At 72.9% G+C, this 26573-nt stretch carries 28 protein-coding genes and 1 pseudogene; 16 read left to right on the top strand and 13 right to left on the bottom strand.

What is annotated here, in order from left to right; genetic code table 11:
* Position 1: 1 nt before the first annotated feature.
* Entirely contained in the window at positions 2-1393 is a 1392-nt protein-coding gene (locus J3S20_RS22315) for an MBOAT family O-acyltransferase (RefSeq protein ID WP_216838760.1), read from the top strand.
* A 168-nt stretch (positions 1394-1561) separates the two neighbouring features.
* Here the strand turns inward: J3S20_RS22315 and J3S20_RS22320 are convergent, their stop codons facing one another.
* Positions 1562-2230 (bottom strand): SGNH/GDSL hydrolase family protein, encoded by a 669-nt coding sequence (locus tag J3S20_RS22320; protein WP_216838761.1) that lies wholly within the window; start codon positions 2228-2230, stop codon positions 1562-1564.
* Between the two features lie 97 nt (positions 2231-2327).
* Here J3S20_RS22320 and J3S20_RS22325 point away from each other — a divergent pair, with 97 nt between their 5' ends.
* The 7 genes from J3S20_RS22325 (at position 2328) to J3S20_RS22355 (ending at position 6227) form a co-directional block, all read left to right on the top strand.
* Positions 2328-3152, top strand: coding sequence for a HesA/MoeB/ThiF family protein (locus J3S20_RS22325; protein ID WP_216838762.1), 825 nt, complete (start codon positions 2328-2330; stop codon positions 3150-3152).
* Positions 3149-3523 (top strand): DsrE/DsrF/DrsH-like family protein, encoded by a 375-nt coding sequence (locus tag J3S20_RS22330; protein ID WP_216838763.1) that lies wholly within the window; start codon positions 3149-3151, stop codon positions 3521-3523. Before J3S20_RS22325 ends, J3S20_RS22330 begins: the two co-directional genes overlap by 4 nt.
* A 59-nt stretch (positions 3524-3582) precedes the next feature.
* Positions 3583-4533, top strand: a complete 951-nt coding sequence (locus J3S20_RS22335; RefSeq protein ID WP_216838764.1) for an SH3 domain-containing protein — start codon at positions 3583-3585, stop codon at positions 4531-4533.
* A 10-nt stretch (positions 4534-4543) separates the two neighbouring features.
* Positions 4544-4849 (top strand): SH3-like domain-containing protein, encoded by a 306-nt coding sequence (locus J3S20_RS31170; protein WP_216838765.1) that lies wholly within the window; start codon positions 4544-4546, stop codon positions 4847-4849.
* Positions 4846-5133 (top strand): SH3-like domain-containing protein, encoded by a 288-nt coding sequence (locus J3S20_RS31175; RefSeq protein WP_216838766.1) that lies wholly within the window; start codon positions 4846-4848, stop codon positions 5131-5133. The genes J3S20_RS31170 and J3S20_RS31175 overlap by 4 nt, the downstream gene beginning before the upstream one ends.
* Entirely contained in the window at positions 5133-5714 is a 582-nt protein-coding gene (locus J3S20_RS22350; protein ID WP_216838767.1) for a nitrile hydratase subunit alpha, read from the top strand. The genes J3S20_RS31175 and J3S20_RS22350 overlap by 1 nt, the downstream gene beginning before the upstream one ends.
* A gap of 102 nt (positions 5715-5816) precedes the next feature.
* Positions 5817-6227, top strand: a complete 411-nt coding sequence (locus J3S20_RS22355; protein WP_216838768.1) for a DoxX family protein — start codon at positions 5817-5819, stop codon at positions 6225-6227.
* A gap of 3 nt (positions 6228-6230) precedes the next feature.
* On the opposite strand, the gene J3S20_RS22360 is transcribed toward J3S20_RS22355, so the two are convergent.
* A complete protein-coding gene (locus tag J3S20_RS22360; RefSeq protein WP_216838769.1) occupies positions 6231-7358 on the bottom strand; it encodes a glycosyltransferase family 29 protein in 1128 nt (375 codons plus the stop codon).
* A 117-nt stretch (positions 7359-7475) separates the two neighbouring features.
* Between J3S20_RS22360 and J3S20_RS31180 the strand changes: the two genes are divergently transcribed.
* The gene (locus J3S20_RS31180) at positions 7476-8648 is read left to right on the top strand and encodes an ROK family protein (protein ID WP_216838770.1); all 1173 of its coding nucleotides are present in this window, start codon (positions 7476-7478) and stop codon (positions 8646-8648) included.
* 43 nt (positions 8649-8691) lie between these two features.
* Positions 8692-10230 carry an ABC transporter substrate-binding protein gene (locus tag J3S20_RS22370; RefSeq protein WP_216838771.1) on the top strand — a complete coding sequence of 513 codons (1539 nt, stop codon included), beginning with the start codon at positions 8692-8694 and terminating at the stop codon, positions 10228-10230.
* A gap of 13 nt (positions 10231-10243) precedes the next feature.
* On the opposite strand, the gene J3S20_RS22375 is transcribed toward J3S20_RS22370, so the two are convergent.
* The 7 genes from J3S20_RS22375 to J3S20_RS22405 form a co-directional block, all read right to left on the bottom strand.
* Positions 10244-10945, bottom strand: a complete 702-nt coding sequence (locus J3S20_RS22375) for a response regulator (protein WP_216838772.1) — start codon at positions 10943-10945, stop codon at positions 10244-10246.
* A complete protein-coding gene (locus J3S20_RS22380; RefSeq protein WP_216838773.1) occupies positions 10942-13602 on the bottom strand; it encodes a sensor histidine kinase in 2661 nt (886 codons plus the stop codon). Before J3S20_RS22380 ends, J3S20_RS22375 begins: the two co-directional genes overlap by 4 nt.
* Before the next feature lie 37 nt (positions 13603-13639).
* Positions 13640-14227: a potassium-transporting ATPase subunit KdpC gene (gene kdpC, locus J3S20_RS22385; protein WP_216838774.1), complete on the bottom strand. Its 588-nt coding sequence runs from the start codon at positions 14225-14227 to the stop codon at positions 13640-13642.
* Between the two features lie 3 nt (positions 14228-14230).
* Positions 14231-16267 (bottom strand): potassium-transporting ATPase subunit KdpB, encoded by a 2037-nt coding sequence (gene kdpB / locus J3S20_RS22390; protein WP_246603158.1) that lies wholly within the window; start codon positions 16265-16267, stop codon positions 14231-14233.
* A gap of 13 nt (positions 16268-16280) precedes the next feature.
* The gene (kdpA, locus tag J3S20_RS22395; RefSeq protein WP_216838775.1) at positions 16281-17978 is read right to left on the bottom strand and encodes a potassium-transporting ATPase subunit KdpA; all 1698 of its coding nucleotides are present in this window, start codon (positions 17976-17978) and stop codon (positions 16281-16283) included.
* A gap of 4 nt (positions 17979-17982) precedes the next feature.
* A complete protein-coding gene (gene kdpF, locus J3S20_RS31275) occupies positions 17983-18069 on the bottom strand; it encodes a K(+)-transporting ATPase subunit F (RefSeq protein WP_379793719.1) in 87 nt (28 codons plus the stop codon).
* A 230-nt stretch (positions 18070-18299) separates the two neighbouring features.
* Positions 18300-18767, bottom strand: a complete 468-nt coding sequence (locus tag J3S20_RS22405; RefSeq protein ID WP_216838777.1) for a nuclear transport factor 2 family protein — start codon at positions 18765-18767, stop codon at positions 18300-18302.
* A gap of 82 nt (positions 18768-18849) precedes the next feature.
* Here J3S20_RS22405 and J3S20_RS22410 point away from each other — a divergent pair, with 82 nt between their 5' ends.
* Both J3S20_RS22410 and J3S20_RS31280 read left to right on the top strand, forming a co-directional pair.
* The gene (locus tag J3S20_RS22410) at positions 18850-19029 is read left to right on the top strand and encodes a hypothetical protein (RefSeq protein WP_216838778.1); all 180 of its coding nucleotides are present in this window, start codon (positions 18850-18852) and stop codon (positions 19027-19029) included.
* Between the two features lie 159 nt (positions 19030-19188).
* Positions 19189-19347: pseudogene (locus J3S20_RS31280) on the top strand (hypothetical protein); the annotation flags it as partial.
* Between the two features lie 170 nt (positions 19348-19517).
* Here J3S20_RS31280 and J3S20_RS22420 read toward each other — a convergent pair.
* Complete coding sequence (locus J3S20_RS22420; RefSeq protein WP_216838779.1) at positions 19518-20252, bottom strand: IclR family transcriptional regulator; 735 nt, start codon at positions 20250-20252, stop codon at positions 19518-19520.
* Between the two features lie 198 nt (positions 20253-20450).
* Here J3S20_RS22420 and J3S20_RS22425 point away from each other — a divergent pair, with 198 nt between their 5' ends.
* The 3 genes from J3S20_RS22425 to J3S20_RS22435 all read left to right on the top strand — a co-directional run bounded on the left by J3S20_RS22425 (position 20451) and on the right by J3S20_RS22435 (position 23519).
* Positions 20451-21440, top strand: a complete 990-nt coding sequence (locus tag J3S20_RS22425; RefSeq protein ID WP_216838780.1) for a tripartite tricarboxylate transporter substrate binding protein — start codon at positions 20451-20453, stop codon at positions 21438-21440.
* A 64-nt stretch (positions 21441-21504) separates the two neighbouring features.
* Positions 21505-22503 (top strand): NAD(P)-dependent oxidoreductase, encoded by a 999-nt coding sequence (locus tag J3S20_RS22430; RefSeq protein ID WP_216838781.1) that lies wholly within the window; start codon positions 21505-21507, stop codon positions 22501-22503.
* 38 nt (positions 22504-22541) lie between these two features.
* Positions 22542-23519, top strand: coding sequence for a tripartite tricarboxylate transporter substrate binding protein (locus J3S20_RS22435; protein WP_216838782.1), 978 nt, complete (start codon positions 22542-22544; stop codon positions 23517-23519).
* 54 nt (positions 23520-23573) lie between these two features.
* Here J3S20_RS22435 and J3S20_RS22440 read toward each other — a convergent pair whose 3' ends face one another.
* The gene (locus tag J3S20_RS22440) at positions 23574-23753 is read right to left on the bottom strand and encodes a helix-turn-helix domain-containing protein (protein WP_216838783.1); all 180 of its coding nucleotides are present in this window, start codon (positions 23751-23753) and stop codon (positions 23574-23576) included.
* Complete coding sequence (locus J3S20_RS31285; protein WP_379793700.1) at positions 23723-23869, bottom strand: sigma 54-interacting transcriptional regulator; 147 nt, start codon at positions 23867-23869, stop codon at positions 23723-23725. Before J3S20_RS31285 ends, J3S20_RS22440 begins: the two co-directional genes overlap by 31 nt.
* Here J3S20_RS31285 and J3S20_RS22450 point away from each other — a divergent pair.
* Positions 23853-24005, top strand: coding sequence for a sigma 54-interacting transcriptional regulator (locus J3S20_RS22450; RefSeq protein WP_216838784.1), 153 nt, complete (start codon positions 23853-23855; stop codon positions 24003-24005). The genes J3S20_RS31285 and J3S20_RS22450 overlap by 17 nt on opposite strands.
* A 189-nt stretch (positions 24006-24194) precedes the next feature.
* On the opposite strand, the gene J3S20_RS22455 is transcribed toward J3S20_RS22450, so the two are convergent.
* Positions 24195-26510 (bottom strand): penicillin acylase family protein, encoded by a 2316-nt coding sequence (locus J3S20_RS22455; protein WP_216838785.1) that lies wholly within the window; start codon positions 26508-26510, stop codon positions 24195-24197.
* Positions 26511-26573: the final 63 nt, after the last annotated feature.

Below are 26573 nucleotides of genomic sequence, written 5' to 3' on the forward strand. Positions count from 1 at the left end.
GATGCTCTTCCCGACCGGCCTCTTCGCGATCTTCTTCGCCGTAGTGTTCGGCGTGCATTGGCTGCTGGTGCGCCGGGCACCGCGGCTGGTGCTGCCCTTCCTGCTGCTGGCCAACTTCGTCTTCTACGCCGCCTTCAGCCTGGTCTTCTGCATCGCGCTGCTGGCCGTCGGGCTTTGGACCTGGGGGATCGGGCGGGGCGTCGCGGACGGGCACGGCCGGGGGCTGCTCTGGCTCGGCGTGGGCGGCGTGCTGGCCTGGCTCGGCTGGTTCAAATATGCCGGCTTCCTGCTGCGCGAAACCTCGCCGATCGGGGTGGCGCTGGGCCTGCCGCCGCTGCCGATGCCGGAGATCCTGCTGCCGGTCGGCATTTCCTTCTACGTCTTCCAGGCCATCTCCTACATGGTGGACGTGCATCGCGGCGATGCGCGGGCGGAGGCCTCGCCGCTCAAGGTGCTGGTCTACCTGACCTTCTTCCCGCACCTCGCCGCCGGCCCGATCGTGCGCGCCGCGCAATTCCTGCCACAGCTGGCCACGCCGCCGGACCGGTCGCGCATCCCGGTGGTCATGGGCTGCCTGCTGATCCTGGGCGGACTGGCGAAAAAGATGCTGCTGGCGAATGAGCTGGCGACGGGGCTGGTCGACCCGGTGTTCCGCGACCCGGGCGGCTTCGGCGCCGGGGACATCCTGCTGGCCTGCTACGGCTATACCATCCAGATCTGGCTGGATTTCTCCGGCTATTCCGACATGGCGATCGGGCTGGCGGCGCTGCTCGGCTATCATTTCCCGCGCAATTTCGCGCAGCCCTTCCGCGCCCTGACGCTGTCCGACTTCTGGCGCCGCTGGCACATCTCGCTCTCCACCTGGCTGCGCGACTATCTGTTCAAGCCGCTGGGCGGCAGCCGCGGGAGCGAGGCGCGCACCCGCCGCAACCTGCTGGTCACCATGCTGCTGGGCGGCATCTGGCACGGCGCCGCCTGGACTTTTGTCATCTGGGGGGCGCTGCATGGGCTGGCGCTGGTGGTGGAGCGGGCGCTGGGCGGCCGGGCGGTGCCGACCACCGCCGCGGGCCGCGTGCTGCGCTGGGCCATTACCTTCCACATCGTGGTCGCGGCCTTCGTGCTGTTCCGGGCGCCCGACCTCGCCACCGTCGCCGCCCTTGGCGAAGGCCTCGTTGCCGCGGCTCCCGATGCCGCCTGGACGCCGCGGCTGCTGGCCATCATGGCGCTTGGCCTCGGCCTGCACTTCGTGCCGCCCGACCTGCGGCAGCGCCTGGAATCCGCGCTGCGCCCGCTGCCCGTACCGCTGCTCGGCCTGGTCTTCGGACTGGTGATGCTGGCGATCATCCTGGCCGCGCCCGAAGGCGTGGCGCCCTTCATCTACTTCCAGTTCTGAGGAGCCAGCGCCCATGCAGCAGCCCTGGCTGACCGACGCCCCAAGCCCCCTGCCGGATGATTTCTCCCCCCGCAGCGCCACCCTGCCCGCCGGGCGGGCCGTGCTGGTGGTGGGTCTCGCCCTGCTGGTCTTCGCCGCCGGCCGCTCCGGCGCCATCCTGGATGCCGCCTATGGCCTGCCCCTGGTGCCGGGGACGGAGGCGCTGATCGCCCTGGCCGAGGCCTGGGACGGCGCCATGGCCGCGCTCGGCGTCCCGGCCGTGACGGAAGCCGTGGCAGCGCTCCTGTCCACCGGCCGCTGAGCCAGCATGCCCTGCAACCCCTCCCACCAGGCGCGATAGCCCTCCGCCGTCGGATGCACGCCATCCGCCGTGGGGGTGGTGCAGCGGGAGATGCGGCCGCGATGCAAAGCCGGCAGATGCGCCAGCGCCGCATCGGCCTGGGTCTGGCTGTCCAGCAGGGCGCGGTCCAGCAGGCGGCTCGCGGCCTCCAGCGCCGCATCGCGGGGGAAGCAGCCGGGGGTGGCCCAGATGGTGCGGGCGGCCGGCCAGCGTTCCATCACGGCCGCGATCTGCCGCGGATAGGCCTCCGCCGCCTCCGCGCCCAGGCCGCGCAGATCGTTGGTGCCGAAGACCAGCACCAGCCGCCCGACGCAGCGCGGCGCCTGCTGGCGCAGCCAGGGCAGGCCGGCGCCGGTCTGGGCCACCACCTCATAGCCCGCGGCGCGCGCGAAGGGCGCCATGCCCACCGCCAGGCTGTCGCCCAGCAGCAGGTCCGGGCAGGCCCAGGCGGGCGTGGCGAGCAGCGCCATTCCCCCGGCCAGCATCAGGCGTCGCATCGCATGCCGCATCGCCGGGCTTCTGCCACCACCGCGGCTAACCGAGGGTGAAGCGCATGCCTTGCAGCGGATGGCCGGCCACGCCCATATCCCGTCCATGGACCTCGATTTCACCGAGGCGGAGCTCCGCCGCTATTCGCGCCACATCCTGCTGGAGGAGGTGGGCGCGATCGGCCAGGCGAAGCTGCGCGCCGCGCGCGTCCTGCTCGTGGGCGCGGGCGGCCTTGGTTCGCCGCTGGCGCTGTACCTGGCCGCCGCCGGCATCGGCACGCTTGGCATCATCGACGACGACCATCTGGAACTGTCCAACCTGCAGCGCCAGGTGGCGCACACCACCGCGCGCATCGGCCGCAACAAGGCCGAAAGCGCGTCCGAGACGATCGGCGCCCTGAACCCCGAGACGCGCGTCGAGATCCACGCCCGCCGCCTCGATGCCGACTGGGCCTGGGCCAATGTGGGAAAATACGACCTGGTCTGCGACGGCACCGACAATTTTGGCACGCGCTTCCTGCTGGGCGATGCCTGCCACCTGCTGCACCGCCCGCTGGTCTCCGCCGCCGTGCTGCGCTTCGAGGGCCAGCTTTCGGTCTTCCGCAGCCATGAAGGCGCGCCGCATCCCTGCCACCGCTGCCTGCATCCGGAACCGCCGCCCGATGGGCTGGTGCCCACCTGCTCCGAGGCCGGGGTGCTGGGCGCCGTCACCGGCGTGATGGGCACGCTGCAGGCGACGGAGGTCCTCAAGCTGATCCTCGGCATCGGCGAGGGCCTTTCGGGGCGCCTGCTGCTCTGGGATGCGCTGGACATGCGTTTTCGGACCGTGAAGCTGCGGCGCGACCCGGCTTGTCCGCTTTGCGGGGATCACCCCACCATCCACGACCTCTCGGCGCATGGCGCCACCTTCGCGCCGGCCTGCGTGGTGTGAGCCCGCCGCTCGGCATCCTGCTGCTCTCCGGCACGCATGACCGGGCGCATTACGCGCTGGTGCTGGCCACCGGCGCGGCGGCGATCGGGCGGCAGGTGGTGCTCTTCGCCAGCAATGCCGGCTGCCAACTGTTCCTCGCCGACACGCCGCTGCTGGCCGATGCCCGGGAAACTCTGCTGGCGGAGCGCGGCGTTGCTACCCTCGCCGCGCTGCTGGAGGCGGCGGAGGAGCTCGGCATCCGCCGCATCGCCTGCGAGGCCGGGCTGCGGGCGGAAGGTCTCGCCGCCGAGTCCCTCGCCCCGGGCGTGGAGATCGCCGGGGTGGTGACCTTCCTTTCGGCGGTGGGTGACGGCCAGATCGCCACAGTGTAGCCGCCGCGACCCACCTGCGCGCTTGACCCGACACGGCAGGATGGGGGAGGGATCGGGGCATGGTCCGCGCACGCCCCGTCCTGCTCGCCGTCTCGCTGCTCGCCCTGGCCCCCATCGCGCCGGGCGGCCCGCTCGGCGCGGCCGTGGCGCAGGCGCAGTCCAGCCTGGCGCCGAGCCAGGGCAGCCTGCCGCCGCCGCGGCCGGCCAGCCCCTCGGCGCCGCGGCTGGTGCCCTCCGAACAGCCGCGTTCGCTCGCCGTGCCGCCCAGCCGGCCGGCGACGCCGCCCACCCAGTCCCAATCCCAATCAGGTAGCCGCCCGGCCGCCCAGCGCCCCGCCGCCCCCCGGCCGGGCCAGTCGGCCAGCCCGCAGGCGCGGCCGCAGGCACGCGCCGCCCGGCCCGGCCAGGCCGCCCCCACCATCGGCCGCACCACCCCGCCCGCCAATCGCCGCCCGGCCGCCGCCGGCGCCGCGGCAGGGGCCGCCGCCGCGGGCGCGGCCGCCACCGCCGCCACGGCACGCCCGCCGGAACCCGCCTTGCCCGCCAGCCCGCCGCCGATCCCGGCCGTGGGCTCGGTCACCGGCCTTGCCCTGCCGCGCTTCGCCGCGCTGCGCTCGGACGAGGTGAATATGCGGGTCGGGCCCTCGACCAGCTATCCGATCGAATGGACCTTCCAGCGCCGCGACCTGCCTGTGCAGATCATCGGCGAATTCCAGCTCTGGCGCCGCATCCGGGACGCGGATGGCGCGGAGGGCTGGGTGCATTCCTCCACCCTGGCCGGACGCCGCACCGCGCTGGTGCGCCCCGCCCCCACGGCGCCGGAGGCCACGCTGCGCCGCCGGCCGGAGGATTCGGCCAGTGCCGTCGCCCGGCTGCGCCCCGGTGTCATCGGCCGCATCCGCGAATGCGAGGCCGGCGCGCCCTGGTGCGAGATCCAGGTCGCCGGCCATCGCGGATATCTGCGCCGCACGGAAATTTGGGGCGTGGGACTCGAGGAAGAGATCAAATAGGCTGTCCGCCATGCCCGACGACGCCCCCCTCCCCGCCCCCGCCACCCACGACATCGGCGGCGCGCCCCGCTTCCGCTGCACCCCGGTGGAGCCGGATGACGCGGCGCCGCCGGATGATTTCGGCAAGCGCGTCGATGCGCTGCGCCAGCTGCTCGCCCAGCGCGGGCTGATGACGGTGGATGAGCTGCGCCGCGGGGTGGAGGCGATACCGGAGGCCGAGTACCACGCCCTCGGCTATTACGAGCGCTGGCTGCGCTCGATCTCCGGGCTGATGCTGGAAAAGGGCGTGGTGACGGCGGAGGATCTGCGCGGATGACGAATTTCGCCCCGGGGGCGCGCATCCGCGTCCGCGCCGACTACCCCGAGACGCGCGGCCCCTGCCATATCCGCACGCCGCATTACCTGCGCGGGCGCGAAGGCGTGGTGGAACGCCCGCTCGGCGCCTTCCGCAATCCGGAGGACCTGGCCTTCGCCCGCCCGGCCGCCACCATCCCGCTGTATCATGTGCGCTTCGACCAACCCTCGCTCTGGAACGAAGGCGAGGCCGGGGACACGGTGCTGGTCGAGCTCTACGAGCACTGGCTGGAGCCCGCCGGCTGATGGCCCATGCCCCCGCCCCCGAGAATGTCGCGCTGCTGGCGCGTTTCACCGCGGCGCTGGCTGCCCGCGGCATCGTGACGGAAGCGCAGATCGCGGAGCAGATCGAACGCACCGACCGCGCCGATCCGCGCATCGGCGCCGCCATGGTGGCCCGCGCCTGGACCGATGCCGACTACCACGCGCTGATGCTGCGCGATGGCAGCCAGGCCGCGGAGGCGATGGGCGTCTCCATGGCCGGCGCGCCGCCGCTTGGCGTGCTGGCGGATGCGCCGGGGCTGCATCACCTGGTGGTCTGCACCCTGTGCTCCTGCTACCCGCGCGCCGTGCTCGGCTATCCGCCGCATTGGTACAAATCCGCCGCCTATCGGGCGCGGGCCATCCGGGACCCGCGCGGCGTGCTGGCCGAATGGGGCACCAGCCTGCCGGAGGCGACGCAGATCCGCGTGGTCGACAGCACGGCCGATTATCGCTGGATGGTGCTGCCGATGCGCCCCGCCGGCACCGAGGGCTGGGATGCGGACCGCCTGGCTGGCCTCGTCACCCGCGACGTGCTGGTGGGCACGCGACTGCCCCTGGCCTGATCACGGCTGCGTCAGGCCCGGCGGCGCAACCGCGCCGGCTGCGTTGCACGCGCAAGTGACGGCGCCAGCTGTGCCCGGCACGCAACCTTTGGGATGTCGAGAATGCCGAGCGATGTGACCGCCCCCCTGCCCGCCAGCTGGGGCCCCCGTCTGTTGTCCGTCCTGCGCATCGTGGCCGGGCTGCTGTTCCTGGCGCATGGCACGCAGAAGCTGCTGGGCTTCCCGGCCTCCGCCGACGGTGGCGGCGGGCCGGAAATGATGAGCCTGTCCTGGTTCGCCGGCGTGATCGAGCTGGTGACCGGCGCGCTGATCACCCTCGGCCTCTTCACCCGCCCGGCCGCCTTCCTGGCCTCCGGCACCATGGCCTTCGCCTATTGGCTGGCGCATGCGCCGCGGGACTTCTACCCGGTGAACAATGGCGGCGACGCGGCCATCCTCTACTGCTTCGTCTTCCTCTACCTGGCCGCGGCGGGTGCCGGGCCCTGGAGCCTGGACGCCAGCCGCCGCGGCTGAGCTTCAGCTGAAGGCCACGCCGAAATGCGGCGCGAGCACATGGGTGCAGAAGCCGCGCTCGAAGTTCGGGCGGTGATGCAGGCCGGGGATCGCGGGGCGGGCGCGCCAGGCGCTGTGCGCGCCGCCGAAGAAGTCGAAGCCATGGGCGGCCACCGGCCGGCCGGCGAAGACCGCGAAGAAGATCAGCGCCCGCAAGCCCGTGGTGGCCGCTGAATAGGACAGCGAAACGCCGAGCCGCGCCAACTCATGCGGCAGCTGGCAGTGGCGGGCCGGCCGGCCCTCAATCAGGATCGGCGCCGGCGGGCCGGGATGGGCGCCGGCATAGAAGGCCAGCCAGGCGTCGCGAAAGCTGGGATGCCGCGCCGCCAATTCGCCGGCGATCCGGGATTTCAGCGCCTGCACGAAGAAGACGATGTCGGTGCGATGCCCCAGATCCGCCTCCAGCCCCGCCAGCATCGGGAAGTTGCAGCGCACGAGAAGCGGCATGGCATCCAGTGCCGCGCCCCGCCCCTGGCCCAGCAGGCTCGGCCCATTGCCGATGACGGCCACCGTCGAGGCCTGCGCGACCCTGGCGTGGAAGACGCCGGTGGCCGGATCCTGCTCCGCCTCGCTTCGGATCACGCGCACGGCCCTCTCCCGCAGGTCCTGGGCAAAAGCCTCGGGCTCCACCGGCAGCAGGGCCCGCCCGAGCCGCCCCGCGAAAAGCAGCGCCAGGCTGTCGCGCGCGATGGAGCGCGGCAGGGCCGCGAGCAGCCGCGCCACCAGATGCGTCTCCGGCGCGGGATCAGCGGCGGCCATCTGCAGATAGGCGAGCGCCGCGGCGGGGCTCTCCCGATGGCGCGCCAGATCCTCCCCCGCCAGCCGGCGGGCAGCGGGCGCATCGCCCTCCCGCTGCCGGATCTCGATCAGCGCGGCGCGGGCCACCGCATCTTCGGGTGCCTCCCGGCAGAGATCCTCCAGCACCCCGGCGGCCAAAGCAGGCTCCAGCTGATGGGCGGTCGTCAGCAGGTCGATGCGGCCGGGCTGCGGGCCGGCGGCCAGATAGGCGGCGCGCAGCAGGGGGCCGCGCTCGGCCGGCTTTGCCGCGCGCAGCCGCGCCCGCAGATCCTGGCCGCCCGCTGCCTCCGCCACGCCTCTCTCCCTTGCCCGCGCGGCAGCATAGGCCGGGGCGGCTTGACGCCAAGCGCGGCTGGCCGCAGCATTCTTGCACAGAGCAAGAATGACTAGGTTTACGACCTGGGGGAAGACGTGCAGGACCCACCGCGGACGCGCCGGCAGACCCGCGCTTCCATCCTCTCCCGGCTGCTGGCGACGACCGAGGGGCTGCACCGCCCGCGCCTCGCCGCCGCCTGCCGCCTGACCGAGGGCAGCATCTCCCGCATCCTGGCGGAGCTGCGCGCCGAGGGGCTGGTGCAGGAGCCGCGGCGGCCGACGCCCTATCCGGGCGGCCCCTCCTCCATCGTCACGCTGAACCCGGCGCTGCGCGTCGCCGCGCTGGAATTCGCCAATGACCGGCTGGGCTTCGGCATCGCCAACCTGCTGGGCGAGGTCGATACCGCCACCCGCCTGCCGCTGCCCGCCGGCGCCAGCGCGGCGCAGGTGGCGGCGGCGGTGGCGGAGGCGGTGGACAGCCTGGCGGGCTGGTGCGCGGGCCATGGCCTGGCGCCGCGGCAGCTCGCCGTCTCCATCCCCGGCTACCGGCCGGGCGGGTCCAACCCGATCCTGGCCGTGGATGCCGCGGCGCTGCGGACGCGGCTGCTTCAGGCCTTTCCAGGCGTTCCTCTTGCCCTGTGCAACACCGCCACGGCCCAGGCCGCGATCCATCTGCAGGGGCCGGGCAGCGCCATCACCGACCGGCATCTGTTTCTTTATCTCGGCCATGGCGTCGGCGCCGCCTGGGTGGATCCGGTGGAGGCCGGTCAGCCGATCCGAGCGGTGGAACTCGGCCATGCCGTGGTCGATCCCGAAGGCCCCGCCTGCCGCTGCGGCCATCGCGGCTGCCTGGAGGCGCATGCCTCCACCGCAGCGCTGGCCAGCATCGCCGAGGTGGAGGAAGCCGCGCTGGTCGCCGCCGGCCCCGGCTGGCCCGCCTTGACCCGCATGACCGCCCGCCGGCAGCAGGCGTTGCGCCGCGTGCTGCGCCAGACCGGCATCGCGCTGGGCAATGCGCTGAACGCCGCGGGCCCCGCACGGCTTGCGGTCTGCGGCTGGCCGGCGGCGCTGCCGCCCGATCTGCGCACGGCGCTGGAACAGGGGGTGGATGCCAGCCTCTTCGGCGGCTTCGCCGATCGCGTCGCCTTCCTGCAGCCGGCCATGGGGCAGGAACCGGCGGCGGCGCTGGCCCATGCGGTGCACGTCCTGCTGCGCATGGGCGGCCTGCCGCCCAACGAGGAGATGCCGGCCGCAGCGCCGGCCGCTTGAGAAAACCAGGGGAGAAACGAGGATGCGTCGCGGAACGGGTTGGATGCTGGCCTTGCTGGCCTCGGTGGCGCTGGCGCTGCCGGCGGGGGCGCAAAGCGTGCTGCGGGTGAAGCCGTCCTCCGATGTTCGGGTGATGGACCCGCATCTCGGCTCCGACAGCATGGCCCGCAACATGGGCTACATGGTCTATGATACGCTGTTTGCCGTGGATGCCGATCTGCGGGTGCGGCCGCAGATGGTGGAAAGCTGGACCAGCGAGGAAGCCGGCCGCGTCTGGCGCTTCCGCCTGCGCGAAGGCCTGGTCTTCCACGATGGCGCGCCGGTGACCTCGGCCGATGTCGTCGCCTCCCTGCGGCGCTGGGCGCAGAATGACGGGCTCGGCCAGCAGCTGATCGCCCGCGGCGCGGTTTTCGAGGCCGCCTCCCCGCGCGACTTCTCCCTGACCCTGAACACCCCCTGGGGCATGGTGCTGGAGGCGCTGGGCAAGCCCGGCGCGCCGGTGCCCTTCATCATGCCCGAACGCCTGGCGCAGACGCCGGCCAGCCGCGCCGTGACGGAGACGATCGGCAGCGGCCCCTTCCGCTTTGTCGCCAGCGAATGGCGCGCCGGCGACCGCCTCGTCTTCGCCCGCCATGCCGGCTACCAGCCGCGCGCCGAGGCGCCCAGCGGCCTGGCCGGCAGCAAGACGCCGCGCTTCGACCGCGTGGAATGGATGATCCTGCCGGACCAGCAGACCGCACTCGATGCGCTGCGCCAGGGCATGATCGATATCGCGGAGGATATCCCGGCCGACCTGCTGGCCGTGCTGCGCCGCGACCGCAACATCGTCATCGCCAATCAGGATTCGCTGGGCGTGGCGCAGCAGATCCGGCTGAACACCACCCAGCCGCCCTTCGACAATCCCCTGCTGCGCCGGGCGCTGCTGGAGGCGGTGGACGGGCGGGAATTTCTCGCCGCCGTCACCACGGACCCCAGCCAGGGCCGCGTCTGCAACAGCTGGTATGCCTGCTCCTCCCCCTGGCATACCGAGGCTGGCTGGCCGCGGCCCAACCTGGAACGCGCGCGCCAGCTGGTCCGCGACAGCGGCTATGACGGCACGCCGGCCGTGCTGCTGAACGCCGCCGAGAACACGAACATCAACGCCTTCACCCTGGTCGCCGACCAGCTTCTGCGCAGCATCGGCATCCGCACCGATGTGCAGGCCATGGACTGGGCGACGGTGGTGGCCCGCCGGCAGAGCCGCGAGCCGGTGGGCCGCGGCGGCTGGAGCATCTTCATCTCCGGCCCCGGCGGGCTCGACATGATGGAGCCGGTCAGCCATCTCGGCCTGCGCTCGAACTGCGAGCGCGCCTGGTTCGGCTGGCCCTGCGATGCCGAGATCGAGCGCCTGCGCGCCGCCTTCGCCGATGGCCAGGACGAGGCCGCGAAGCGCGAGATCGCGGCACGGATCCAGGCCCGCGCGCTGGAGACGGTGCCCTATGTGCCGATCGGGGTGCAGTACCAGCTGCGCGCCCATCGCGCGAACCTGGACGGCCTGCTGAGCCCGCCGGCGCCGGTCTATTGGAACGTGCAGCGACGGTGAGAAGGGTGGGGCCCTACTCGGCCTCCCCGAAGCGGTAGCCGACGCCCGGCTCGGTGCGGATCAGCCGGCCCAGCGGGCCAAGCTTCTGGCGCAGATGGCCGATATAGACGCGGAGATATTGCGCCTCCTCCGCCTGGGCGGGGCCCCAGACGGCGGTCAGCAGCTGCCGCTGGGTCATCACCCGCCCCTCCCCGCCGCGCACCAGCGCGGCCAGCAGGTCCCATTCGCGGGGCGTCAGCTTCAGCGGCTCGGCGCTTTCGATGCGGGCGAGGCGGCGCGGGAAATCCACCTCCAGCCCGCCGATCCGGACCACCGCCTCCGGGGCCTCGGCCGCCGTCCCGCCCCCCCGGCGCAGCGCGGCGCGGATGCGGGCCAGCAGCTCGCCCAGCGCAAAGGGCTTTTCGACATAGTCATCCGCCCCGGCATCCAGGGCGGCGACCTTCTCCACCTCCGCATCTCGGGCCGAGAGCACGATGATCGGCGCCGGGCAGAAGCTGCGCAGACGCGGGATGGTGGCCTTGCCGTCGCCATCCGGCAGGCCGAGGTCGAGCAGCACGAGCGCCGGCGCGCGTTCCGCCGCCAGGCGCAGCCCCTCCGCCGCGGTCTCCGCGCGCAGCGGCGCATAGCCCGCGGCCTCCAGCGCCGGCGTCAGGAAGCGGTGGATCTGCTTCTCGTCATCCACCACCAGGATGCGTGGCGGGGTGATGTCGCTCATGCGCCGGGGAACCTCACCACCATCCGCGTGCCGCGCCCCTCCGCCGTCACCGGGCTTTCCGCCAAGATGCGCCCGCCCATGGCATGCACCAGGCCACGGCAGATGGCGAGGCCGAGGCCGCTGCCGGCGGCCACGCGATCCGTGCGGGTGGCGCGGAAGAAGGGATCGAAGACGCGCTGCAGATCCTCCCGCTTGATGCCCGGCCCATCATCCTCCACCACGATGGCGGCTTCCGGCCCCTCCCGCGCCAGGCGCAGCGTCACGCTGCCCTCGGGGCCAGCGAATTTCAGCGCATTGTCCAGCAGGTTCGCCAGCACCTGATCAAGCAGCGCGGGATCCAGCCGCGGCACCGCCGGACGCACCCCGAGGTCGAGTGCCACCGGCCGGCCATGCGCGCGGGTGGCGCGGGCGGCCGCGGTCTCCGCGGCCTCCGCCAGGTCCACCATCTCCCGCCGCGGCGTGACCTGGTGGTTCTCGATGCGCACCATGTCGAGGATATTGGCGATCCAGCGCGACAGCCGCTCGGTCTCCTCCTCCGCGGCCGCCAGCAGGTCGGCGCGGGTCGCCTCGGACAGCGCGGCGCCGGAGGTGCGCAGCGTGGCGATGGCGCCGCGGATGGAGGTGAGCGGCGTCTTCAGGTCGTGGCCGAGCGAGGTCAGCAGCGCGGTGCGCAGCGCCTCGGTCTCCGCTCGCGCCTCGCCCCGCGCACGCTCCTCCATCAGCTCGGCGCGTTCCAGCGCGACCGCGGCCTGGTCCAGCAGCGCATCCAGCGCGCGGTCGGCCTCCCCATCCAGCGGGCTGCCGCCCGGCGGCGCGCGCAGGCCGAGCAGCCCGGCCAGGCCGCGCGCCGTGCGCATCGGGCGGAACTGCCAGGCGGCGGCGGGCAGGGTATCCGTGCCGCGCCCCGCCGCGCGGCGATGGGTCGCGGCCCAGCGCGCGGCGGCCATGCTCGCCTCATCCGGCTCGGCATCGACCGGGGTGGCGGCGCGGACCACCGGTTCCGGCACCGTCTCACCGGGCAGGGGCGGCAGCAGCAGCAGCACGCAGGCGGGCGCGCCGGCGATGCGGGAGGCTTCCTCTGCCACCGCCTGCACCAGATCGCCCTTGTCGCCGGCGGCGCCGAGGCGGCGGCTGAGCTCCACCAGGCGGCGCAGGCCCAGCATGCGGGCGCGCGCCGCCCGCACGGACCGCCCGAGCCCGCCGGTGGTGCCGGCCAGCAGCAGCGCGACGAGGGCGAAGACCACCACGCCCACCACATCCTGCGGCCCGGCGATGGTCAGCGTGTAGCGCGGCGGCAGAAACAGGAAGTTCCAGCACAGGAAGGACAGCGCCGCGGCCAGCGCGCCCTGCACCGGCCCGAAGGCCACCGCGGCGGCGACGATGGGCACCAGGTAGATCATGCCCAGCGCGCCTTCGGGCACCACGCCGTCGAAGCCCAGCCCCACCAGCGTGGTCAGCGCCACCAGAAGCGGCGTCGCCGCCCAGCCGGTCCAGGCGGGCAGCGCCCGGTGTTCCGGCGGCGGAGGCCGGGGCGCGGCGGCGGGCTCCGGCACCAGATGCAGGGTGAAATCGCCCGCGCGGCGCAGCAGCACCGCCGAAAGCGTCCGCCCGGTCAGCCGCCGCCACCAGCCCGGCCGGCCGCGGCCGATGACGAGATGCGTCGCATTACGCGCCCGCGCCTGCCGCAGGATGGCGGTGGGCAGGTCGGCGGCGGCCAGCGTCTCCGTCTCCGCGCCCAGGCGTTCGGCGAGGCGCAGCGCCGGGCCGGGATCGCCGCCCGGATCGGCGGTCGGCTGTTCGATATGCAGCGCCAGCAGCGGCGCCTTCAGCGCATCCGCCACGCGCCGTGCCTCCCGCACCACCGTCTCGGCGGAGGGATCGGCGCCGATCAGCGCCATGACGCGATCGCCGGCGGGCCAGGGGCCGGCAATGGCATTGGCCCGCATATAGCCGGTGACATCGGCATCCACGCGGTCCGCCGTGCGGCGCAGCGCCATTTCGCGCAGCGCGGCCAGGTTGCCTTCCCGGAAAAAGCCCTGCAGCGCGCGGCTCGCCTGGTCCGGCCGGTAGATGCGGCCCTGGCGCATGCGCTCGATCAGCTCGGCGGGCGGGATGTCGATCAGCTCCACCGCATCGGCCTCGGCCAGCACGCGGTCGGGCACCGTCTCCGCCACGCGCACGCCGGTGATGCGGGCCACGGCCTCGCTGAGGCTTTCCAGGTGCTGGACGTTCATCGTGGTCCAGACCTCGATGCCCGCCTCGCGCAGCTCCTCCACATCCTGCCAGCGCTTCGGATGGCGGCTGCCGGGGGCGTTGCTGTGGGCCAGCTCGTCCAGCAGCAGGATCCGCGGATGGCGGGCCAGCGCGGCGTCCAGGTCGAACTCCTCCAGCGCCTGGCCGCGATAGGCGATGCGGGCGCGCGGCAGGATCGGCAGCGCGCCGATCGCGGCCTGGGTTTCCGCCCGGCCATGCGTCTCCACGATGCCGACCAGCACATCGGCGCCGCCGGCCAGGCGCCGGCGCGCCTCGGCCAGCATCTCCATGGTCTTGCCGACGCCGGGGGCGGCGCCGAGGAAGACCTTCAGCCGGCCTCGCCCCTCCCGCCGCGCCATGGCGAGCAGGGCCTCGGGATCGGGGCGGGCGGGTTCATCGGGCATGGTCGGAGGCTAGCAGATCGGCGCGCCTGCGGCGCGCTCAGCGCAGCGCATCGAGGGCGAGGTTCAGGCGCAGGACATTGACCCGCGGCTCCCCGAACAGGCCGAGTTCGCGGCCTTCCGTATGCTGCGCGACCAGCGCGGCCAGGCGGGCTTCCGGCAGGCCGCGGGCCTCCGCCACGCGCGGAATCTGGCGTGCCGCATTCTCGGCGCTGATATGCGGATCGAGGCCGGAGCCGGAGGCCGTGGCGGCATCGGCGGGGACGGCGACGCCGCCATAGGCGGCCACGCGCTGCCGCACCGCCTCCAGCAGCGCCGCGGAGCTCGGGCCGAGCTGGGAGGCGGCGGAGGCGGCGGCGTTGTAGGGCGCCGCGCGCGTGCTGCCGGCATTCGCGGGGTCAGGTTCGGTCGTCGCCGAGGGACGTGGGTGGAAGTAGCGCGCGCTGGCAAAATCCTGGCCGAGCAAGGCGGAGCCGATCACGCGACCGTCGCGCGCGATCAGGCTGCCGCCCGCCTGGCTGGGGAAGATCACGCCGGCGACCCCGGTGAAGGCCAGCGGCACGGCCAGGCCGAGCAGCAGGGTGAACAGCACGACCACCGCGATGGCCGGGCGAAGGATGGCGTTCATGGTTCAGGCAAGCCCCAGAAGAACGAGGATGAGGTCGATGATCTTGATGCCGATGAAGGGCGCGAGGAGGCCGCCCAGCCCGTAGATCAGCAGGTTCCGCCGCAGCAGCGCGGCGGCGCCCACCGGCACGTAGCGCACGCCGCGCAGCGCCAGCGGCACCAGCGCCACGATGATCAGCGCGTTGAAGATCACCGCGGAAAGGATGGCGCTTTCCGGCGAGGCCAGCGCCATGATGTTCAGCGCGCCGAGCTCCGGATAGCTCGCCACGAAGATCGCCGGCAGGATGGCGAAATACTTCGCCACGTCATTGGCGATGGAGAAGGTGGTCAGCGCGCCGCGAGTGATCAGCAGCTGCTTGCCGATCTCCACCACCTCGATCAGCTTGGTGGGATCGCTGTCGAGGTCGACCATGTTGCCGGCCTCGCGCGCCGCCTGCGTGCCGGTCTGCATGGCCAGGCCCACATCGGCCTGGGCCAGCGCCGGCGCGTCATTGGTGCCGTCGCCGGCCATGGCGACCAGGCGGCCCTCGGCCTGGGCCTTGCGGATATAGGCCAGCTTGTCCTCGGGCGTCGCCTCCGCGATGAAGTCGTCGACGCCGGCCTCGGCGGCGATGGCGGCGGCGGTCAGGCGGTTGTCGCCGGTGACCATCACCGTGCGGATGCCCATGGTCCGCAGCGCGTCGAAGCGGGCGCGCATGCCGGTCTTGACGATGTCCTTCAGCTCGATGGCGCCGAGCAGTTGGCCGTTGCGCGCCACCGCCAGCGGCGTGCCGCCGGCGCGGGCGATGCGATCCACCGCGGCGCGCAGCTCGGCCGGTGCCTGGCCGCCGACACTCTTCACCAGCGCATCCACCGCGCCCTTGCGGTAGCTTCCCTGCACCAGATCGAGGCCGGAGATGCGGGTCTGCGCGGTGAAGGGGATGACCTGCGCCCCATCCGGCAGCGCCGGCGCCTCCATGGCGTGGCGCTCGCGCGCCAAGGCCAGGATGGAACGGCCTTCCGGCGTCTCATCCGCCAGGCTGGACAGCATCGCGGCCTCCGCCACCTCGCGCTCCGTCGCGCCGGGCACGGGGATGAAGCACGCGGCCTGGCGATTGCCGAGGGTGATGGTGCCGGTCTTGTCCAGCAGCAGCACATCCACATCGCCCGCCGCCTCCACGGCGCGGCCGCTGGTCGCCAGCACGTTGAAGCGCACCAGCCGGTCCATGCCGGCAATGCCGATGGCCGAGAGCAGGCCGCCGATCGTGGTCGGGATCAGCGTGACCAGCAGCGCGGCCAGCACGGGGACGGAGGGCGGCTGCCCGTTCCAGCTCGCCAGCCCCACCAGCGTGGCGACCGCGATCAGGAAGATGATCGTCATGCCGGCCAGCAGGATATCCAGCGCGATCTCGTTCGGCGTCTTCTGGCGCGCGGCGCCTTCGACGAGCGAGATCATGCGGTCGAGGAAGGTGGAGCCGGCCGCGGCCGTGATGCGCACCACGATCCAGTCGGAGACCACCAGCGTGCCGCCGGTGACGGCGCTGCGGTCGCCGCCGCTCTCGCGGATCACCGGCGCGGATTCGCCGGTGACGGCGGCCTCGTTCACGCTGGCGATGCCTTCCACCACCTCGCCATCCGAGGGGATGAGGTCGCCGGCCTCGACCAGCACCAGGTCGCCAACGCGCAGCTCCGTCGAGGCGCGCGGCTGGAACAGGCTGCGGTCATCCGCGCGGAGCAGCAGCTTCGCCCGGGTGTCGGTCCGCGCGCGCCGCAGGCTGTCCGCCTGGGCGCGGCCGCGGCCCTCGGCCACCGCCTCGGCGAAGGTCGCGAACAGCACGGTCAGCCAGAGCCAGAGCGCGATGCCGGCCTGGAAGGTCCAGTCCTGGCCCACCGCCAGCGCGCGGGCGGCCAGCACCGTCACCAGGATGGCGACGATCTCGGTGACGAAGATGACGGGGTTCCGCACCAGGCGGCGCGGATCGAGCTTGCGCAGCGCATCGAGGCTGGCGCGCAGCAGGAGAGCGCGGTTCAGCATCGCCGCGCGACGGATCGTGGTGGACATGTCGGTGCAGCCTTCAGAAGGTCTTGCCGGCGAACAGAAGGAAATGCTCGGCGATCGGACCGAGGGCGAGGGCGGGCATGAATTGCAGCCCGCCGAGGATCAGGATCACGCCGGCCAGCAGGCCGACGAAAAGCGGGCCATGCGTGGGGAAGCTGCCGCTGGAGGCGGCGAGCTTCGGCTTGGCGGCGATGGAGCCGGCGATCGCCATCATCGGCACGATATAGGCGAAGCGGCCCAGCGCCATGGCGATGCCCAGCGTGGTGTTCAGCCAGGGCGTATCGGCCGTCAGCCCGCCGAAGGCCGAGCCGTTGTTGCCCGCCGCGGAGGTGAAGGCATAGAGCATCTCCGACAGGCCATGCGGCCCGGCATCCTGCAGCGAGGATGTGGCGAAGGGCAGCACCAGCGAGATGGCGGTGAAGCCCAGGATCGCCGCCGGCAGCACCAGCACCGCCAGCATCGCCAGCTTGATCTCCCGCGCCTGCACCTTCTTGCCGAGATATTCCGGCGTGCGCCCCACCATCAGCCCGGCGACGAAGACCGCCAGCAGCACGAAGACGAGCATGCCATAAAGCCCCGAGCCGACGCCGCCTGGCAGCACCTCGCCCAGCTGGATCAGGAACATCGGCACCAGCCCGGCCAGCGGCATCAGGCTGTCATGCATCAGGTTCACTGCGCCGCAGCTCGCCCCCGTGGTGGTGGCGACGAACAGCGCGCCGAGGGCGAGTCCGAAGCGGACCTCCTTGCCTTCCATATTGCCCAGCGCGGGTGAGACACCGGCGGCCAGGTGCAGCGGATTGCCCGCAGCCTCGCTGGCATAGACGATCCAGGTGCCGGCCAGGACGAAGGCCAGCATCACCGCCAGCAGCGCCCAGCCCTGACGGCTGTCGCGCACCATATGGCCGAAGACCAGCGCGAGGGCGAAGGGGATCACCTGGTGCGACCAGATCTGCAGGCTGGTCGCGAGCGCGGAGGGACCCTCGAAGGGATGTGCCGCATTCACGCCGAAGAAGCCGCCGCCATTGGTGCCGAGATGCTTGATGGCGATCTGGAAGGCGGCCGGGCCGAGCGGGATGGTCTGCGTCGCACCTTCCAGCGTGGTCGCCTCGACATAGGGCGCCAGGGTCTGCGGCATGCCCAGGGCGACGAAGGCGAGGCCCACGACGATCGCCAGCGGCAGCAGGACATAGAGGTTCATGCGCACGAAGTCGGCCCAGAAATTGCCGAGCTCCTTCAGCCCGCCACCCGCGAAGGCACGGCACAGCGCCAGGGCGAGGGCGATGCCGGTGGCGGCCGAGAGGAAGTTCTGCACCGAGAGCCCAGCCATCTGGCTCAGGTAGCTCATCGCCGCCTCGCCGCTATAGGCCTGCCAGTTGGTGTTGGTGACGAAGGAGATCGCTGTGTTGAAGGCGAGCCAGGGCGAAAGCCCATCGAACCCTTGCGGGTTGAGCGGCAGCAGCCCCTGCAGGCGCAGCAGCGAAAAAAGCAGCAGGAAGCCCGCCAGGTTCGCGGCCAGCATGGCCAGGGTATAGGCCTTCCAGCCCATGCCCCGCGCGGGATCGATGCCGCCGGCGGCGTAGATCGCGCGCTCGAGCGGCGCGAGGAAGGTGACGCGCCCCGCCGCGACGGCGGCGATGTAGCGCGCAAGCGGAATGGCAGCCGCCACGATGGCGGCGAGCACGAGCGCGATCTGCGCCCAGCCTATGGCAGTCATGGGATTACAGGTCCTCGGGACGCAGCAGCGCCCACAGCAGGTAGAGGAGAAGCCCGGCGGCCACGGCGCCGCCCAGGATGAGTTCGGCCATGGCGGCTAGACCCGCTCGCAGGCGGATGCATAGGCGGCCATCAGGCCGAACAGGCCGACGCCAAGCGCCAGCAGGAGAATATCGATCATCTTGCGTCCCACTCGTCCGGACCCTCTGCGTAGCGAGGGGGCGCGCAAAGGATCGATGTGAGATCGCGGGGCGCGGCATAAAAACCGCATAAAGACGCGCGGGCGACGCGGCCGCCTTCGTCGTCCCTCAGGACGCGTATATCACCCCCGTGTCGCGGCGCGCTCCGCGGCCAGGCGCGGCAATTCGGCATTGCCCTGCTGCCAGGCATTGGCGAGCGTCAGCGCCGCGATCCGCCAGCTTCCCCCGATCCTGGTGAAGCGCCATTCGTAGCGGCCGCCGACCAGCCAGGTATCGCCGCCTTCGGGCGCCGGGTCGGTGATGAAGTGGTGGCCGAGGACGGGCGCCATGGCCCAAGCCTCCTCCCCCGCCACCTCCACCGCCGGCAGGCCGATGGTGTGCTGGGTGCGCGTGAAGCCGGGGACGAGGCCGCGCCAGGCCTGGATCAGCGCGCCGGCGGACATGGCCTGCGCCGCGCCGCCGAAGAGCGAGGTGTAGTCGAGGCGGACCTCCGGCGCGAAAAGCGCCTCGGCCGCCGCCCAGTCGCGAAGGTCCACCAACAGGCCCATCCGTGCGCAGGCCGCCATCACCTCCTGGATCGCGTCAGGCATCCTGTCTGTCTCGCGCACGCCGCCTTCCGCCGGTGGCAACCGGCGCATCCTTCCAGGGATGACGCCGGGGCCGCAATGCCTGATGCGGCGGCGGCGCGTGGGCTGCCGCGCCAGCTGGCCCGTCGCGGCCTGCGATCCAGCCCTTCGCATCCCGGGCGTCACGCCGGACCAGCGCACCGCGATCCTCGCTGAGGCCGAGCGGATCTGCGCCTATACCAATGCCACGGCCGGCCATGTCGGCCTCGACATCGTCGCGGCCTGAGGGGGGCGGAGCAGCACCATGTCCCACCGTCGCACCCTGCCTGCTGCCGTCCTGGCGCTGTCCTCCTTCGCCCTGGCCCCGATCGCCCTGGCCCGGATCGCCCTGGCCCAGGCGCCGGCCACCACTGAGGCCGGCGAGGCCGAGTGGTACGCCGCGCTCATGGCCGCCTCCGGCCCCCGGCTCGATGCCGTGATCGCCGAGGATTTCGCCTATCAGCACCCGACCGGGACGACCTATGGCAAGGCCGCCTTCATCCGGGAATTCACCTCGGGCAATGTCACCGTCGCCCGCATCGGCGCGGTGGAACGGCGGCTGCGCGACTACGGCCCGACCGTGATCGTCCGTCTCCGGCAGCAACCCGATCGAGGGAATGCTGGCCGGCCAGCCCTATGCCGGCACCATGCGCTTCGTGAATGTCTGGCGGAACGAGGGCGCAGGCTGGCGCATCGTCCACCGCAATTCGGAGATCCTGCCGCCGCGGTAGGCGCCTATTCCGCGGCGGCGCGCGGCCAGTCCGGCAGCGTGCCGCCGATGCGCCGCGTCAGGGTCGCGCCCGCCTCGATCAGGATGGGGCGGGCGGCCGCCTGGGCCTCCGCGGTCCAGCGGATGATGGGCGCGGAGAGGGCCAGCGCGCCGGCCAGCTTGTCGCCAGGGCCGAAGACCGGCGCGGCCATGGCGCCGGTATGCGGATCGGTCGCGCCCATGGTGACGATCGGCAGGTCGAGCGCTGCGACATAGGCCGGCAGGGGCCGCGGCGCGAAGCTGCGCAGCACCTGCGCGATGGCGGAATTGTCGAGCGGCAGCGCATCGCCGACGCGCACATGCAGGCGCAGCAGATGCGGGCTGTCGACGCGGAACAGGCACAGCCGCTGCTCCCCGCGCCGGACATAGAAGGCGGCACTCTCCCCGGTGCGGGCCACAAGCTCCTCCAGCACCGGCACCACATGCGATTCCATGCGGAAGGACTGCGTGTAGATGGTGCCGAGGCGCAGCACCTCCGCATCCAGCCGATAGGAACTGTCCTCCTCCCGCGCCAGGAAGCCATGCTCCTCCAGCGAGATGGCGAGGCGCATGATGGTGCTCTTCACCAGCCCCGTCCGCTCCGCGAGTTGGGCGAGGGACAGCGAACGGTCGCCCTTGCGGAAGGCGGAGAGCACGGTCAGCGCGCGATCGGCCGAGGCCACGCCTTCCAGCGCCGGTCGCCGCTTGCCCTTCTCCGCCATCCCAGCCTCCGACCGCCGCATCCCTTCTACAACAGGTCGAGGCGTCTGCGGAGGATGCTGCCGGTCTCGCTCTCGGTCATGCAGACCTCCCCATAGCCTCCTTGAATCAGGTCTTGTTTTTCGAAATGCCGTTTCGTTATAAGCCTTCCAAGCCTCGGGCCGTCAAGCAGCGCCTGGTGCAGGGAAGGAAACCCCGGAATGCCCGGACCCCAATTCGGCCGTCGCGCCACCCTCCTCGGCGGCCTCTCCGCCCTGGCCACGCCAGCCCCCTTCGGACGGGCCCTGGCCCAGCGCGGCTGGCCCGCCGGGCGGCCGATCGAGATCGTGGTGCCCTTCGCGCCCGGCGGCGGCATGGATGTGATGGCGCGCAGCATCGCGCCCTTCCTGGCGGCGAAGCTGCCGGGGGCGCGCGTGGTCGTCTCCAATCGTGCCGGCGCCGGCGGGCAGCTGGGGACGGAGGCGGTGGCCAATGCCGCGCCGGACGGCTTCGTGCTGGGCGCCTGCGCCACGCCCACCGTGCTCAGCCAGCCGATCGAGCGGCCCGTGCGCTGGCGTCCGGCGGAGCTGACCTACCTGGCGCAGGTGGTCGAGGATCCCTGCGGCCTTTTCGTGCGCGCCGACAGCCCGCTGCGCGGACTGCCCGACCTGCTGGCGGCGGCGCGCGCCCGGCCGGGCGACCTGGCCTATGGCACGGCCGGAATCGGCGGCGATGACCACATCGCCACCCTGCTGCTGGAGGAGGCGGCGGGCCTGCGGCTGAGCCACGTGCCCTTCAACGGCACCTCCCAACTCCTCGTGCCGCTGCTCGGCGGCCAGCTGGAGGTCGGCGCCTTCAATATCAGCGAGGCGTTGCCCCTGCTGCGCGACGGCGCGATCCGCGGCCTGGCCCTGGCCAGCGCAACCCGCGACCCCTCGGCGCCCGGCATCCCGACCTATCGCGAAGGCGGCGCCGATGTCGTCTTCTCCGCCGGGCGCGGCATCTTGGGCCCGCCGGGCCTGCCGGATGCGATCCGCACAGCGCTGGAGGAAGCCTTCGCCGCCAGCTTCGCCGACCCCGCCTGGGCCGAGGCCGCGGCCCGCGCGGGCCTGCCGCTCAAGCCCCTGGTCGGCACCGCCTATCGCGAGGCGGCGCTGGGCGGCGAGGCGGCGCTGCGCGCCCTCTGGTCCCGCCGGCCTTGGAAAGAATGAAATTGCGTTGCACCGCGCCGGCCACCGCCCACCGACGCAGCTGATGCCATCACGGAGCGAAGCCATGTCCCACCACCATGCGGCAGCCCCCGTGGTGCTCGTCACCGCGCCTCGGCTCGCAGCCGAAGCCATCGCGCTACTGCAGGCGGCCGGCTGCGCGCTGGCCTATACCGAGGCCTATCCCTCGGAGGCGGCGCTGCGCGACGCCATCGCCCGGCACCGCCCGGTCGCCCTGCTGCATCGGCAGGGCGCGATCAGTGCCGCGGTAATGGACGCAGCCGCGCCCGATCTGCGCGTCATCGCCCGCCACGGCGCCGGCGTAGACGGCATCGACGTGGCGGCCGCCGAGGCGCGTGGCCTGGCGGTGACGCGCGCCGCCGGCGCCAATGCGCGCGCCATCGCCGAACACGCCTTCGCGCTGATCATGGCGCTGCTGAAGGACCTTCCCGCGGTCCGCGACGCCATGGCCCTGGGCGGCTGGGAGAAGACCACGCGCATCGCGCGCGATGCCGAGGGCACGACGATCGGCATCCTCGGCTACGGCGCCATCGGCGCACGCCTCGCCCGCCTGGCCGATGCCTTCGGCATGCGCGTTCTGGGCTTCGACCCGGCCCTGCCCCCGGGCCCCCTGCCCGGCCCCGGGGAGCGGGTGGCGGAGCTCGAGGCACTGCTTGGCCGCGCCGAGGTACTCTCCCTGCATTGCCCACTGAACGAGGCGACGCGCAGCCTGATCGACGCGGCGGCGCTCGCACGGCTTCCGCGCGGGGCGATCCTGATCAATACCGCGCGCGGCGGCATCGTGGATGAGGCGGCGCTGCTCGGCGCGCTCGACTCCGGCCAGCTGGCCTGGGCCGGCCTCGACGTCTTCGCGCAGGAACCGCTGCCGGAGGAAAGCCCGCTGCGGCGGCATCCGCGCGTGCTCGCCTCGCCGCACCTGGCCGCGAATACGCCGCGCGCGGTGGCGGCCATGGGCTGCGCGGCGGCGGAGAGCATCATCGCCCTGCTTGCCGGCGGCACGCCCGCCTTGCCGGGTGCGCTGGTCCTGCCGGCCCGCGCCGCCTGAGGGGGCGTGGAAACGAAACATAAGCGAAGGAGGAAAGCATGACCCAAGACTCCAAGGCCACGCGCCGCGGCATCCTGGCCGCCGGCCTCGCCGGCCTTGCCGCGCCGGCGCTGGCGCAGCAGGCCTGGCCGGCGGGGCGGCCGATCGAGATCATCGTCGGCTTCGCGCCCGGTGGCGGCACCGATGTGATGGTGCGCGCCCTGGCGCAGGCCCTGCAGCCCGAACTGCCCGGCGCCAATTTCGTCGTGGCCAACCGGCCCGGCGCCGGCGGCGAGACCGCCTATGCCGCGCTGCAGGCCGCGCGCCCGGATGGCTATACCTTCGGCACCATCAATACGCCCGGCTTCCTCTCGCTCGGCGTGCAGCGCCGCGTGCGCTACGACCGCGCGCAGATCCGGCTGATCGCGCGGCTGGTGGACGACCCCAGCGCCTTCGTCGTGCATCGCGATTCGCCCTACCGCACGCTGAAGGACCTGGTGGAGGCGGCGAAGCGCCGGCCGGGCACGATCAGCGTCGGCTCCTCCGGCATCGGCACCGACGACCATCTCGGCCTGACGCTGTTCCAGGCCGCCTCCGGCACGGAATTCATCCACGCGCCCTTCGCCGGTGCGGGGCCGACGCGCAATGCCGTGCTCGGCCGGCAGATCGACGTCGCCGGGCTGAACCTCGGCGAGATCGGCATGCTGGGCCAGGAGAACCCGATGCTCCGCGCCCTGGCCGGCATGGGCACGCAGCGCTGGGAGCTGATGCCGGATGTGCCGAATTTCCGCGAGGAAGGCTATGACGTGATCATGACCAGCGAGCGCGGCCTCGGCGCGCCGGCCGGCATCCCGGACGAGATCGCGAAGCGGCTGGAGGATGCGATCGCCAAGGTGATCGCGACGCCCGAATGGGCGGAGAAGGTGCGCCAGCTGGAACTGGCGATGAGTTTCCGGCGCGGCGCGGAGTGGGAGGCCGAGATGCCAGCTCAGCTCGCCCGCTACCAGGGCATCTGGCAGCGGACCCCCTGGCAATAGGGGGAGGCGCGGCAAGGGCCTGGCTGTCCGCCCGCGGCTGACCGCGAGGCCCGATCATCCCGCCAGACCGAGCTCCCGCATCCGCTTCCACAGCGTGGTCCGCGAAATGCCGAGCAGCCGTTCGGCCTCGCCGCGGCTGCCGCCGGCGCGCCGCAGCGCATCCTGCACGGCGCCCCGCGTCGCCTCGCCGACCACGCTGTCCATCAGCCCCGCCTCGGCGCCAGGGGCTTCCATCTGCGGCGCGAGATCCAGCTCCGGGAACAGCGCGCCGGCGCCCCGGTGAAGGCGCCGCGCTCATGGCCGAAGAAGGTGCTCTCGGCCAGGTCGCGCGGGATGGCGGCGCAGTCCACGGCGGCGGAGGCGGTGCTGCGCAAGGCGGCGCGCGTCGACGTGCCGGTGGTGCTGACCGGCGAGACCGGCGCAGGCAAGGAAGTGGCCGCGCGCTTCCTGCACGAGGCCTCGCCACCTCGCCGAACGCGGTCATGAAGAAGGCCGGCAGCGCGCCGGGGTCGTCCACCAGGCGGCGATCGACCTCCTCGCCCGACATGTCGGGCCGGCGGATGTCGCTGACCACGGCATTGGGGCGCAGCGACCGCTCACGCCGGCGAATATCGGCGGGGTGGGGTGTTCAGCAGCGTGAACAAAATGGGCCTGGCGCCCGACGCAATCTGCATCCTAGGGCGCCAGCACCTGGCGCCACACCGCCTGCGCCTGGATTCCGTCCCAGCCGTACAGCATCGGCACCATCGCCGTGCCGGCCCAGACCGGGTGCTGGTCCGCGTAATGCGGGCTGCCCGGATGGCCGGAGGTGCCATGGAAGACCGACCAGCGGCTGTTCTCCCACGCCCCCACATCGAAGGCATAGCGCGCCAGCGCGCCATAGCCTGCGGCATTGCCGCCGGCAGCGAAGAAGCCGGTGGCCAGCACCGTGTCCATGTCGCCGCCGATCGGCAGGGAAGGCGGGTCCAGCAGCGCCGCCCAGTCCGGGAACAGTGGCGACAGCGGGTGGGTCAGGCGCGGGCGATGCACCTCGCCCCAGGGGCACGCGCCGGCCGCCTCCGGCGCCGCGCTGCGCAGCGCCTCGGCCAGGGCCTCGGGCCAGCTCATGCCGTCCAGCAGGCTGGCATCGTCCGCCCGCAGCAGGGTCGGCAGGGTCCACCAGAGCTGGTTGGTGGGCGGCACGCCGGGGCTGACGGACAGCATCGGGTGGCCGGCCAGGGCGCCAAGGCCGCTGCGCTCCACCAAGATCGCCGTCAGCGCGCGGCGGAAGGCGACATAGGCGGCGGGCGCGCTGGAATCCGCCGCCATGCGCCCGTCCCAATCCAGCAGGCACTGGCGCAGCGCGGCGGCCTCCGGCTCCGCGGGGGCGGGCAGGGCGGCGAGCTTGGCGCGGAACAGCAGCGCGTTCAGCGACAGCGTGTCGCCATGCAGGCTGGCCGCCCCCTCCACGCTGCGGGCTTCCGGCGCCGCGCGCAGCCGGTCCAGCACGCGCTGGGCGCGGTAGGGCGGGTGGCAATCGGTGCAGAGGTAGTCCGGCCCGTCATCCGCCGCGACGCGATTGTTGGCGGTGACGATCAGCCCCTCCGCCGGGTCCATGACGCGGGGCATCGCCTCATGCGCGATCATGCCCTGCCAATCGGCGCTGGCCTGCCAGCCGGGCACCGGCAGCCAGCCATTTGTGCGCGGCCGGCGCGGGACCAGGGCCCGGATCTGGTGGCCGATATGTCCCCCGAGATCGCCGGCCACCAGGTTGTGGTCGATCAGCCCCCAGCCGCGCGTCGCCTCGAACAGCGCCTCCACGCTGCCCGCGCGCAGCATGCGGGGCAGGCAGTCGAAGGACAGGTCGGTTTCGGCGAACTGCACGGAACGCAGGGCGAGCGCGGTGCCGCTGGCCGGGTCGCCGGCGATGACCGGGCCGTGGTGGGTCTCCACCACGTCGAAGTCCCGTGAAGCGCCGCCGCGGATCGCGATACGGTCGACCCGCCGCTGCACCGACACCCAGCCAATCGGGCCGAGCGCATTCCGCGCGCCCGCGTCGAATCGCTCGACGAAGACGTCGTGGATGTCGACGAAGGCATGGGTGACGCAGTAGGCCACCTGGCCGTTATGGGCGAAATGCGGGAAGCCCGGCACGCCCGGCACCGTCAGCCCCACCACGTCGAAATCGGCGCAGGCGAGGTGGCCTTGCGCGTACATGTTCGGGATCTCGAAGACGCGGTGCGGGTCGCCGGCCACCACCGGGCGGCCGGTCGCGGATTGCGCCGGGGCCACCGCCCAGTTGTTGCTGCCGCCGCCCGTCGCATCCGGCGGCGCGCCGCCCAGCAGCGCCTCGATCGCCGGGCGCAGCGCGGCCAGGTCCGCCGCCAGCCGCTGCGCCTCCGCCCCCGGCGGCACCAGCAGCAGGTCCTGGCCGGCATCGTCATAGCGCAGCTTGGCCGCCTGCTCGGCCCCCACCAGCGGCAGCGCCGCGGCGCGCCACAGCTTGAACCAGATGGAGCCCATCAGCAGGCCGAGGCGGCGCATGACCGCGATCGCGTGCCAGCCCTCCCAGCGTTCCGGTACCGCCCGCAGCAGCGTATATTCGATGGGCAGGGGCGCGCCGGAGTCTAGGAAGGCGTTCACGCCCGCCGCATAGGCCTCCAGCATCGCCTGCGCCTCCGCCCCCAGCGCGGCGTAGTCGCGCCGGCTGGCGGCCTCCACGCCCAGGCGACGGGCCAGGATATCGCCCTCCGCCGCCGCGCCGCCCAGCCATTCGGCGCTGCGGCCCAAAGCACGGCGGCGGTTCAGCTCCATTTGGAACAGCCGGTCCTGCGCATGGACGAAGCCCTGGGCGCGGAAGGCGTCCTGTGCGCCGCCCTCGGTGCGGATATGCGGGATGCCCCAGCGGTCGCGCAGCACCGTGGCGGGCTGGCCCAGCCCGGGCAGGGGCAGCGTGCCGTCCAGCGGCGGCAGGGCGGCGCGCAGCGCCTCATATCCTGGGGTGGGCGGCATCAGCGGTCCCTCCTGCGCGGTCGGGATTGCCGCGGGGTGGATATATCAAATACTATGGAGCGA

The organism is Falsiroseomonas tokyonensis, from assembly GCF_019024325.1.
Lineage (GTDB): Bacteria > Pseudomonadota > Alphaproteobacteria > Acetobacterales > Acetobacteraceae > Falsiroseomonas > Falsiroseomonas tokyonensis.